This is a genomic window from Staphylococcus sp. HMSC057A08 (assembly GCF_001812925.1).
Classification (GTDB): Bacteria; Bacillota; Bacilli; order Staphylococcales; family Staphylococcaceae; genus Staphylococcus; species Staphylococcus hominis.
The window spans coordinates 19,859-30,459 of sequence record NZ_KV810862.1 but is presented as its reverse complement, the minus strand read 5'-3'; the positions used below and the strand labels follow the sequence as shown (position 1 = coordinate 30,459).

Below are 10,601 nucleotides of genomic sequence, written 5' to 3'. Positions count from 1 at the left end.
GGGCGGTTGATGGGAATCGAACCCACGAGTGTCGGAACCACAATCCGATGCGTTAACCACTTCGCCACAACCGCCAAAGTGTAAATGGTTCAGGACAGAATCGAACTGCCGACACATGGAGCTTCAATCCATTGCTCTACCAACTGAGCTACTGAACCTTAATCTTAAGTCAAAAGTAATGGCGGTCTCGACGGGAATCGAACCCGCGATCTCCTGCGTGACAGGCAGGCGTGTTAACCGCTACACTACGAGACCTATAAAATTATGTATTGCGGGAGGCGGATTTGAACCACCGACCTTCGGGTTATGAGCCCGACGAGCTACCGAACTGCTCCATCCCGCGCTAATATTATTTAGTACTTCAAACGAGTACTTAATTAATATATCATTTAAGTCACTGTAATGTCAACACTTTTTTAAAATAATTTTTACAATACTTTAATTATAAGTTTAAATAATTATGAGATAATTATTTTTAAGTAGTGCTTTTTTCAATACTTTATTAGTATATATATTAATATCTATATAGTCAATAAAAATTATAAATTAATTTGTGTAAAAAAACGCTAAACTTAAAAATTTTTATTTTGTGGGATAATTTAGATGTAAAATCTCATAATTATTATTACTCTTTATATTACTATTTGATACTTTCCCACTCTAACATTATTGTGTCATATATTTTTGCATTTTTTCTTGTAGTTCACTGAAAGAAACGAAGCCTTCTTCTTCTAGGAAGTGACCTCCTTCTTCAACAATTCGAATTGATCCTCCTAAAGCTTGCAACAACTTTTCAGTTTCCTTATAAGATACATGTTCATCATCTTTTGAAGCAAGGCCGTGAAAGTGTTTAACCTTTTTCTTAATCTCATCATAATCAATGGTAATATGATCTAAATTAACAGATTCATCAATGTCTTGCGCATCTTCTTTAAATCCAGCAATACTAAAAAAGCCTTCTATTGGACGTTTTAAATCTACTTGTTCAATAAATTTCAAGGCAGCGATTGAACCATAGCCATGGGTTACAACATACGTATCAGGATGATTGATTTTAATTTGTTGTTTCATAGCCTTTATCCACGTATCTAATTTTTTGTTATCCTCTTTATCTAAATTAAACAATTGTACATTATATCCTTCAAGCGCTAGGTTATGTTTTAACCATTGATACCAATGATTATGTGCATTTCCTATTTGTGAGTGAACAATAATTACATCTGTCATTTCTTATTCTCCTTTTCTCCTTAATAATGACTATTTATTTTAAAATAAAGCACTTTAAAGAGAAAGTATAACCTCTAAAAAGTGCTTATTTACTATGCTTTATTTATAATTCGTCTATTAATTCTTCAACAGCATTTTTACCCTGTTGAATACAATCAGGTAAGCCTACCGCTTCAAACGGTGCACCGGTAATGCGTAACCCGTTATATTGACGTTTTACATGGGTTTGTATATTGCGAATTTGAGTCATATGACCAATATGATACTGTGGCATACTTTTTGGTAATCGATTTACTATCGTAAAATCTGGATCACCTTTAAACGTCATCATTTTACTTAAATCTCGACGTGCGATATTTACAATTTCTTCATCAGTATGGTCGTCTACAACCGTATCGACAGGTTTTCCTACATACGCACGTAATAATACTTTACCTTTTGGTGTTGTAAATGGCCACTTTTTAGTCGTCCAAGTACATGCAGTAATATCTGTATGACTAGTTCTCGCAATGACAAATCCAGTACCATTATAAGTATTTTCAATATTTTTCTCATCAAATGCAAATACAACCGTTGCAACTGTAGTAGAATCCATAGTATTAAAGTATTCAAATGCTGAATCATGATTAAACCATTTCATAAACGTTTGATGTGGTGTCGTAACAAGTAAACCATCAAACGTCTCTCGACTATTATGTGTAACAATCTCATAATTATCATTATGAATATGAATATCTTCTACTGGTGTATTGTATTTGATGTGTACACCTTTTTGTTCAACATTTTTAGCTAGTGCTTCAATAAATGAACTTAGCCCATGTCTAAATTGTTTGAATTGTCCTTTAGGAGCGCCCGGATAAAGCTGACGTTTTCTTGTACGTTCGCGTTTTTCATATTTCATTCCTTTAATTAAACTACCATATGATTCTTCTTTATGCTTGAAATTAGGGAACGTACTCATCAAACTTAATTGATCAATATCTGTTCCATAAATCCCTCCCATAAGAGGCTCAATCAAATTTTCCAGCATTTCGTTTCCTAAACGTTTTCTGAAGAATTCACCAACCGAAATATCATTTTCTATTTTAATAGGCGGAATAACTAAATCTAATCCTGCTCTTAATTTTCCTAAAGGAGAAATTAAACGTGTTTTTAAGAAAGGTTTAATATCTGTTGGAATTCCCATAATTGATCCGCCAGGAATAGGATACAATTGGTTCTTAGCAAAAATATAGGATTGTCCTGTTTGATTCGTAATTAAATCATCTTCAAGACCTATATCTTTTGCTAAATCTGTCATGATCGTTTTTCGACCTAAGTAAGATTCTGGACCAAGTTCAATAGTATAACCATCGCGGCGATAAGTTTGAATTTTACCTCCAGGTCTTGAAGTTGCTTCAAAAATAGTTACATCTATGTCTTCATTATAATGTTTAAAATAATATGCACTGGCTAGACCTGTAATGCCAGCGCCTATAATTGCAACTTTTTTACTCACAACATGTCCCTTCCTTTTTAAAAAACTGTTTTAATTTCGTCGACAATTGCACCTATAAATAACGGATTTGTATTAGGCATTTCTGGTCGATAGTAATTAGCACCAATGTCATCGCAAACAACTTTACACTCATAATCATTATCGTAAAGTACTTCAAGATGTTCACAAACAAATCCAACGGGTGTATAAATAAAGTTTTTATAGTGATGTTCTTTGTATAATTCTCTTGTTAAATCTTGTACATCAGGTCCTAGCCAGGGCGTACCTGTATTACCTTCTGACTGCCACCCTTGCGCTACATGTTTAATATTTGTAGAAGCTTCTAAACGATCCATTGTATCTTTAATTTCATTAGGATAAGGATCATTATTACGTTCTATTAATCCTTTAGGTAAACTGTGCGCAGACACGATTAAAATTGTTTCATCATGTTCTTCTTCCGGAATTTTAGCTAGTGTTTCATTTACTTTATTTGTCCAGTATTTAATAAATTTAGGTTGTTGATAATAACGTTCAACATGATGTAGTTGTATACCATATTTATCCGCTTCTTCTTTAGCCCGTTTATTATATGAACCTACTGAAAAACTTGAATAATGAGGCGCTAATACGACTGTAATTGCCTCTGTAATACCATCATTATGCATTTTTTCAACTGCTTCTTCAATATAAGGAGAAATATGTTTCAATCCTAAATATAATTTAAATTCTACATCATCATATGTTTTATTAAGTGCATCTGTAAGTGCTTCAGCTTGACGATTTGTGGTACCTGCAAGTGGAGAAAGTCCACCTATAAATTCATAACGATTTTTTAAATCTTGAAGCTCTTCTTCAGTTGGTCTTTTACCATGTCGTATATCTGTATAATATGGTTCAATATCACTTTCTTTATATGGCGTACCATATGCCATTACTAATAAACCTACTGTTTTAGTCATTCTTAAAACCTTCCCTTTTAAAAATAAATTTTTATGATTCTAATTTTATTTTTGCGTATAATCATGAACCAGTTGTGTTACTTTTTTAAGTGTATCTGGTTGAACTTCTGGGAAAACGCCATGACCTAAGTTAAATATATGTTTACCTCTTTGCATTCCTTCATCAAGTATTGCTTTAACTCTTTGTTCTAATACATCCCATGGCGCTAGTAATAATGAAGGATCTAAATTACCTTGTAATGTTTTATTTACACCTAATTGATCTGCTTGCAAAATAGATGTACGCCAGTCTAAACCTAGAACATCTATTGGTAAATCATTCCATTCATTAATAAGATGACTAGCCCCTACACCAAATAATATAACAGGAATATTATGTTGTTCTTTAATTCCACAGACCAACCGATCCATAAATGGTTTTATATAATATCGATAATCTTGTACATTAAGTGCGCCTACCCATGAATCAAAAATTTGAATCAATTCTGCACCTGCTTCAACTTGAGCAGTTACATATTTAATTGAAACGTCTACAAGATGATTCATTAAAGCAAACCAAGTCTCTTCATCGCCATACATCATTGCCTTAGTAAATGTGTAGTTTTTAGACGGCCCGCCTTCAATCATATAAGATGCTAATGTAAAGGGAGCACCCGTAAATCCAATTAAAGGTACATTTAATTTTTCTTCAGTTAGAATTTTAATTGTTTCTAGCACATAAGGCACGTCTCTTTTGGGGTCGATTTGAGTTAATTTTTCCACATCTTTCACAGATTTAATGGGATTGTGAATTACAGGTCCTATACCAGATTGAATTTCAACATCTACTCCGATAGGTTTAAGTGGTGTCATAATATCTTTATATAACACAGCTGCATCAGTATTGTAATTATCAACAGGTAGATGTGTTACATATGCACAAAGTTCTGGTTGATGTGTAATATCAAAAAGTGAATACTTTTCTTTTAATTTGCGATATTCTGGTTGCGATCTGCCAGCTTGGCGCATAAACCACACAGGTGTGTGTGAGGTTAATTCCCCTTTAATTGTTTGTAAAATTGTATTATTTTTTTTATGCACCATTTTGTCCTCCTAAATTAAAATCATTCTTATTCATAATATCACAACATAAAAGATTTCGCGTTTCTTAAATATTAAATGTCATAAAAATGACAAAGCACTTCTATCTATTCTTTAATTTTAAATTTGTAATTATAAGTGAATTGATTTAAATAAATTATTCACAATTTATTTTCTTATTTTAATTATTTATAATAGCTAGTCTTATCATTTAATCGTATAATATACATAAATAAAGGAGGTATAGCTTATGAAAATATATACAACTTATGGAACTTATGACTATTTAAATCAAATTCGTTTAAATCATTCTGAGAATCATCTGTTTATTTATTCAACTAATGATTCTTCAGTCATTATCGAAGAATCCGAAGATAAATCTATACTTAAACATCCTACTACTTATGAAGTTATTAATGAAATAAATGAACTTAATAATCAACATTTCTATTCAGCTATCTTCATTCCAAGTTCAGATGATCATGTCAATCAACTAGAAAAACGTCTTTCAAATTTGAATTTAGATTTTAGTCAATTTGCTGGTTTTAAAAGTTATCGTTTCTTAAGACCTGAAGAAGGTACTACTTATAAAATTTACTTTGGCTTCGCTAGTCGTCAAACATACGAAGATTTTAAATCATCTGATATGTTTAATGATTATTTTTCTAAAGAAGCATTAAGACATTATTTTGGCTCAAGCAGTCAACATTCAAGTTATTTTGAAAGATATTTATATCCTATTAACGATTAACATAAAAAGAGGACGCTTAAGTATGTGTTTAATACATCTTAAGTTCCCTCTTTTTTTAATCTCTTAATAAAGTTTCCTGATATTGCAATTTTTTAATCGTACTTCTAATCGTCAACCATCCTACAATAAAGAATACAATTGCAAAAAAGAAGTATTTCATATAAAAAATGATAAAAATGATTGCGAAAATAATACCTATCATAATCATAAGGCGATATAAGAATTTTTCATATCCTTTGATTACTTCACTATCTGATACAGGCCAAACTTGAGGCCATAGTCCATACGCTTGCTGCGTATAAAACTGAGACATTTGCAATAAAATAATATACATAAATAAACTACCAATAATAATAGAAACAAGTGGATGAGACAGCCAAATCATAAGTACAAGTGCAATGATAACAAGTCGAAGAATAATACTTAATGCATCTTTCCCTCTTACAAAACTTCTCACAAATAAATAAAGATACATATTGTGCGAATTAAAACGGCGTCCTTTGGGTGTGGGTAAAAGAAAATCTAAATATTTGCGTCTTGCTGCATTTTCTTTTAAATGCTTAACATCAGTAAACATATTTACAAATTTATAATAATTTGTATGATGTCTTTCTTCTACTGAAATCAACTGTTCCCATGGAAATAACGCCTGACTCTTAAATTTAGGTATAAAATACGCCATGCCAAAGAAAATGATTGTTAGTAAAATGGCAAAATATAATTGATTCCCTAAAACTAGATAATACGTTATAAAATTAATTAAAAATATTAAGACATTTAATATCCATTGAGACAATCTCGCACGATACCATTGCCATTTTAAGCGTAATCCTAAAATAGGATGAATAAGCGCTAATACACTCATCACGATATAAGATACAACTAATTGTTGATTAAGCTTATAAAATAATGGAAACAATACAATTAATAACACTATTTGCAATATTATACGATTAAAATAACTATATCTTAGGCCTAATTTTATATAATCTTCCATATTCTTCTCAAAAGGAAGCAAAAATAACTTGTCAGCATCTTTTAAAAATGTTCGAAATGGAAAGATTGAAGTTAAAGCAATTACAACACTTGCTAAGAATGCATAATCTACATTTTTAGGAATATGTTGTAACCATTGACCATAACCTAATATAAAGGCTCCTAATAAAATAACTAAGAATACAGTAAAATGACCATTAAAAATAAATTTATTATAATAATGTTTTTCTTTCTTTATTGCATCATAACGTTGTTTAAATAATGCTATGGCTTCATTATTCATGTCGCTTGACCACCTTGCGTAACATGGATATAGATATCATCAAGAGTTTGATCTTTAAGACCCGTTTGTTCTCGTAGTTCCTCTAGATTTCCAAAAGCAACCACTTTTCCTTTATCTAAAATAATGAATCGATCACAATATCTTTCAGCAGTTGCAAGAATATGGGTACTCATTAGTACTGTACGCCCTTCATTTTTCTTTTCAACCATCAAATCAAGCATGGATTGTATACCTAATGGATCCAAACCAAGAAATGGTTCATCAATAATATAAAGTTCAGGATTGACAATAAATGCGCATATAATCATTACTTTTTGTTTCATGCCTTTTGAAAAATGGCTAGGAAAAACATTAAGTTCATTTTCAAGTCTAAATGTTTTTAGTAGAGGACGCGCACGTTTCATTGCTTCTTCCTTACTTATTTGATAAGCCATAGCAGTCATGGCTATATGTTCTTCTAATGTTAATTCTTCATAAATGACTGGTGATTCAGGAATATAGGATAGTTTACGACGGTAGATTTCAATATCATCAGTAATATTGGTATCTGAAATTGAAAGTGTTCCTTCTATTGGCGTTAATAATCCAAGCATGTGCTTAATTGTAGTACTTTTTCCAGCGCCATTGAGACCAATTAATCCTACTATCTCACCTTTTTTTAATTCAAAATTTATATTTTCAATAACAGGACGTTTACCATATCCTCCTGTTAAATGTTCAACTTTAACTGTCATAAGGCACCTCCATGAGTTATATTGTACCAAAATCATTATATAACTACTAAAGTTTGCTATAACTCATTAGCGAATTTTTAAAATAACAATGTTATAATAATGAGTAAAAATAGGTTAAAGGAGTGCATTTAATTATGTCAGAAACTGTTTTTGGTAAAATTCTTACTGGTGAAATTCCAAGCTATAAGGTTTATGAGAACGATTATGTTTATGCATTTTTAGATATTTCTCAAGTTACTAAAGGACACACACTTTTAATTCCGAAGAAAGCTTCTCCTAATATTTTTGAAACTGATGAAGAAACAATGAAACACATTGGAGTTGCTATTCCAAAAGTAGCAAATGCCATTAAAAAAGCATTTCAACCTGATGGATTAAATATTATTCAAAATAATGGTGAATATGCTGATCAGTCAGTATTTCATTTACATTTCCATTTCCTACCACGATATAAAGATGATATTGATGGTTTTGGTTATCAATGGGAAACTCATGAAAACGAAATTAGCGATGAACAGAAAAAAGATATTGCTGAACAAATTAAAGCTCAATTTGAATAATTCTGCATATTGAATATCATTTACGGGTAATATAAAATGAAATCAATATGTCGATGTAATAATTATAGTAAGTAACTTAAGTCAATCGTTACTTACTTCATAAAATGATATGATTTATTCTATAAACGACATAATAGTGAGGAGAATAAAAATGAAGGTTACACGTGTATTATTTGGTATCGGTGTGGGACTTGCTTCTGGTATTGCCGTATCATGGATGAATCGTGATCAACAAAGATATAATGCTAATGCCTCTGGACAAAAAGTTCCTACTGGTGCTCGCTCAGAATTAGAACGAGAAATCGAAACAATTAAACGTAGTTTCTATAATATTATTGATTATAGTAAGCAAGTGAAAAATGACGGTGTACAACAAGGCAGCGACATTGCAAACGAATTTAAGACTTTAATCGGAGATTTTAAATCTGATATCAATCCTAATATTGAAAAATTAAAATCTCATATTGAAAATCTTCAAAATCGTGGCGAAGAAATTAGTAATACATTTTCAGAAGATAAGAATAATAACAAATAGAACTCTAACATTGAGCTCAATTTGGCTATAAAGAAATTTATATTAATAGATTTCTTTATGGCTTTTTTTATAAATATACAATCTAATATAAAAACATTGTTCTATATTACAATAGCTATGAAAAATTATCTTGACGATAACTCAACTTAGTTAGATAATACCTATCGTATATTAAACGACCTATTTTCGAGGTGTAGTCATGTTTTTATGTAAACGTCATATAGATATTCATGCGCGATTTGGTGTTCCAAGAATTGCTTTTTTGAGTATTGTAACAACTATTATTGCGTTTTTAGTTAGTTATGAGATTATGTATTATTTTGTAAAAACGCCTTTATCAGATAAATACTTTTTACTTCTAATATTATTTATTATTCTTATGTACCCTATTCACAAAACAATACATTTATTTTTCTTTTTACCTTATATTCATGCATTTAGATGGCACAAGTTGAATAAGAAAAAATGGCTTCCTTATTTTAATACGTATGTGAATACGCCTGTCCGCAAGTTTTATTTTTGCATTAATCTTATTTTGCCATTTTTAATAATTACAAGCATTTTAATTTTCCTAACTTATCATTTTCCAAGTTATGGACACTATTTTATGTTCTTACTTGCCTTAAATCTTGGTTTATCAGTTATGGATTTTTTATATTTAAAAATTATTCTTTTTTCAAAAGAAGGACAATTTGTTGAAGAACACCAAACAGGTATTAATTTACTGACAAAAGTGCCCTTCCATTCAAATATCTAAGATATAAAGATGGTAATTATAAACGTATTCAATCAAAATTAAAATACAGTCTAGTGGTTATTTTGAATATATTAAAAAGTCTATGATATTGAATGATATTGTAGACTTTTTTTAAATTATTTTTCATCTAATACTTTAGTTGTAAATCATCTTTTATTAATTGGTGGAATAATTATATTATGTTATAGTAACTTTGTTAACATACACAAAGGAGCTATCAACTATGAAAATTATGAATAAACTCATTGTCCCTGTTACAGCAGGTGTTTTATTACTAGGAGGATGTAGTTCTGATTCTACAGATTCTAAAGATAATACATTAATTTCTTCAAAAGCTGGTAATGTAACCGTTAAAGATGTTATGGATAAAATTGGTAAAGATCAAATTGCCAGCACATCATTTAGTATTGAGTTAAATAAAATATTAGCTGATAAATATAAAGACAAAGTAGATACTAAGCGTATCGATGATGATATTAAAAAAGAAGAAAAACAATATGGTGGTAAAGATCAATTTGAAAGTATGCTAAAACAACAAGGTATGACACTTGATGATTACAAAGAACAGAAAAGACTATCTGCTTACCAAAAACAATTACTTAATGATAAAATCAAAGTTTCTGACAAAGAAATAAAAGATGACACTAAGAAAGCATCACACATTTTAATTAAAGTTAAATCTGATAGTGATAAAGAAGGTTTATCAGATAAAAAAGCAAAAGCAAAAGCTGAAAAAATTCAAAAGGAAGTTGAAAAAAATCCAAATAAATTTGATGAACTTGCCAAAAAAGAATCAATGGATTCTGCTTCAGCTAAAAAAGGCGGATCATTAGGTTATGTTATTAAAGGACAAATGGTCGATAAATTTGATAAAGCTTTATTTAAACTAAAAGAAGGTCAAATTTCTGACATTGTTAAAACAGAATACGGCTATCACATTATCAAAGCTAATAAAGAAGATGACTTTAACAAACAAAAATCTCAATTAAAAACAAAAATTATTGAACAAAAAGTTCAAAAAAACCCAAAACTATTGACTAATGCTTATAAAGACTTATTAAAAGAATACAACGTAGATTATAAAGATAGTGATATTAAAAAATCTGTAGAAGATACTATACTTAATCCAGAAAAATTAAAAGAACAACAAAGTAGTGGTGCTTCATCAGGATTATCTTCATAATTTTCATAAATCAAAAAGGTCGGAACAAATTGTTCCGACCTTTTTTCGTCTATTAA

The 10,601-nt window shown here is 30.1% G+C and carries 11 protein-coding genes and 4 tRNA genes; 5 read left to right on the top strand and 10 right to left on the bottom strand.

Annotated features, from left to right (window positions below):
- Position 1 precedes the first annotated feature (1 nt).
- The 8 genes from HMPREF2881_RS09800 to hemE form a co-directional block, all read right to left on the bottom strand.
- Positions 2 to 74, bottom strand: a tRNA-His gene (locus tag HMPREF2881_RS09800).
- A gap of 11 nt (positions 75 to 85) precedes the next feature.
- Positions 86 to 158: transfer RNA gene (locus tag HMPREF2881_RS09795), tRNA-Phe, on the bottom strand.
- A 21-nt stretch (positions 159 to 179) separates the two neighbouring features.
- Positions 180 to 255: transfer RNA gene (locus HMPREF2881_RS09790), tRNA-Asp, on the bottom strand.
- A 14-nt stretch (positions 256 to 269) separates the two neighbouring features.
- Positions 270 to 343, bottom strand: a tRNA-Met gene (locus tag HMPREF2881_RS09785).
- A gap of 323 nt (positions 344 to 666) precedes the next feature.
- Complete coding sequence (locus HMPREF2881_RS09780; protein ID WP_002455161.1) at positions 667 to 1,227, bottom strand: RBBP9/YdeN family alpha/beta hydrolase; 561 nt, start codon at positions 1,225 to 1,227, stop codon at positions 667 to 669.
- A 103-nt stretch (positions 1,228 to 1,330) separates the two neighbouring features.
- Positions 1,331 to 2,725 carry a protoporphyrinogen oxidase gene (gene hemY / locus HMPREF2881_RS09775; protein WP_070653737.1) on the bottom strand — a complete coding sequence of 465 codons (1,395 nt, stop codon included), beginning with the start codon at positions 2,723 to 2,725 and terminating at the stop codon, positions 1,331 to 1,333.
- Between the two features lie 17 nt (positions 2,726 to 2,742).
- Entirely contained in the window at positions 2,743 to 3,666 is a 924-nt protein-coding gene (gene hemH / locus HMPREF2881_RS09770) for a ferrochelatase (RefSeq protein WP_002488435.1), read from the bottom strand.
- A gap of 45 nt (positions 3,667 to 3,711) precedes the next feature.
- On the bottom strand, positions 3,712 to 4,749 hold the full coding sequence (gene hemE, locus HMPREF2881_RS09765; protein ID WP_002449650.1) for a uroporphyrinogen decarboxylase: 1,038 nt from the start codon (positions 4,747 to 4,749) through the stop codon (positions 3,712 to 3,714).
- 247 nt (positions 4,750 to 4,996) lie between these two features.
- Here hemE and HMPREF2881_RS09760 point away from each other — a divergent pair, with 247 nt between their 5' ends.
- The gene (locus HMPREF2881_RS09760) at positions 4,997 to 5,497 is read left to right on the top strand and encodes a hypothetical protein (RefSeq protein WP_002449647.1); all 501 of its coding nucleotides are present in this window, start codon (positions 4,997 to 4,999) and stop codon (positions 5,495 to 5,497) included.
- A 55-nt stretch (positions 5,498 to 5,552) separates the two neighbouring features.
- Here the strand turns inward: HMPREF2881_RS09760 and HMPREF2881_RS09755 are convergent, their stop codons facing one another.
- Positions 5,553 to 6,776: an ABC transporter permease EcsB gene (locus tag HMPREF2881_RS09755; protein WP_002449661.1), complete on the bottom strand. Its 1,224-nt coding sequence runs from the start codon at positions 6,774 to 6,776 to the stop codon at positions 5,553 to 5,555.
- A complete protein-coding gene (locus tag HMPREF2881_RS09750) occupies positions 6,773 to 7,510 on the bottom strand; it encodes an ABC transporter ATP-binding protein EcsA (protein WP_002449630.1) in 738 nt (245 codons plus the stop codon). Before HMPREF2881_RS09750 ends, HMPREF2881_RS09755 begins: the two co-directional genes overlap by 4 nt.
- A 134-nt stretch (positions 7,511 to 7,644) precedes the next feature.
- Between HMPREF2881_RS09750 and HMPREF2881_RS09745 the strand changes: the two genes are divergently transcribed.
- The 4 genes from HMPREF2881_RS09745 (at position 7,645) to HMPREF2881_RS09730 (ending at position 10,545) form a co-directional block, all read left to right on the top strand.
- Positions 7,645 to 8,070, top strand: coding sequence for an HIT family protein (locus tag HMPREF2881_RS09745; protein ID WP_002449628.1), 426 nt, complete (start codon positions 7,645 to 7,647; stop codon positions 8,068 to 8,070).
- A 151-nt stretch (positions 8,071 to 8,221) separates the two neighbouring features.
- Positions 8,222 to 8,605, top strand: a complete 384-nt coding sequence (locus HMPREF2881_RS09740; RefSeq protein ID WP_002449632.1) for a YtxH domain-containing protein — start codon at positions 8,222 to 8,224, stop codon at positions 8,603 to 8,605.
- 199 nt (positions 8,606 to 8,804) lie between these two features.
- On the top strand, positions 8,805 to 9,362 hold the full coding sequence (locus tag HMPREF2881_RS09735) for a DUF3267 domain-containing protein (protein ID WP_002449649.1): 558 nt from the start codon (positions 8,805 to 8,807) through the stop codon (positions 9,360 to 9,362).
- A 223-nt stretch (positions 9,363 to 9,585) separates the two neighbouring features.
- Positions 9,586 to 10,545: a peptidylprolyl isomerase PrsA gene (locus HMPREF2881_RS09730; protein WP_002449639.1), complete on the top strand. Its 960-nt coding sequence runs from the start codon at positions 9,586 to 9,588 to the stop codon at positions 10,543 to 10,545.
- Positions 10,546 to 10,601 lie beyond the last annotated feature (56 nt).

Bases quoted from the DNA above. Each gene is read 5' to 3' on its own strand.
- HMPREF2881_RS09750 (WP_002449630.1), bottom strand. From the start codon at position 7,510: ATGACAGTTAAAGTTGAACATTTAACAGGAGGATATGGTAAACGTCCT.
- HMPREF2881_RS09730 (WP_002449639.1), top strand. From the start codon at position 9,586: ATGAAAATTATGAATAAACTCATTGTCCCTGTTACAGCAGGTGTTTTA.
- HMPREF2881_RS09745 (WP_002449628.1), top strand. From the start codon at position 7,645: ATGTCAGAAACTGTTTTTGGTAAAATTCTTACTGGTGAAATTCCAAGC.
- hemH (WP_002488435.1), bottom strand. From the start codon at position 3,666: ATGACTAAAACAGTAGGTTTATTAGTAATGGCATATGGTACGCCATAT.
- HMPREF2881_RS09780 (WP_002455161.1), bottom strand. From the start codon at position 1,227: ATGACAGATGTAATTATTGTTCACTCACAAATAGGAAATGCACATAAT.
- HMPREF2881_RS09760 (WP_002449647.1), top strand. From the start codon at position 4,997: ATGAAAATATATACAACTTATGGAACTTATGACTATTTAAATCAAATT.
- HMPREF2881_RS09740 (WP_002449632.1), top strand. From the start codon at position 8,222: ATGAAGGTTACACGTGTATTATTTGGTATCGGTGTGGGACTTGCTTCT.
- hemE (WP_002449650.1), bottom strand. From the start codon at position 4,749: ATGGTGCATAAAAAAAATAATACAATTTTACAAACAATTAAAGGGGAA.
- HMPREF2881_RS09735 (WP_002449649.1), top strand. From the start codon at position 8,805: ATGTTTTTATGTAAACGTCATATAGATATTCATGCGCGATTTGGTGTT.
- HMPREF2881_RS09755 (WP_002449661.1), bottom strand. From the start codon at position 6,776: ATGAATAATGAAGCCATAGCATTATTTAAACAACGTTATGATGCAATA.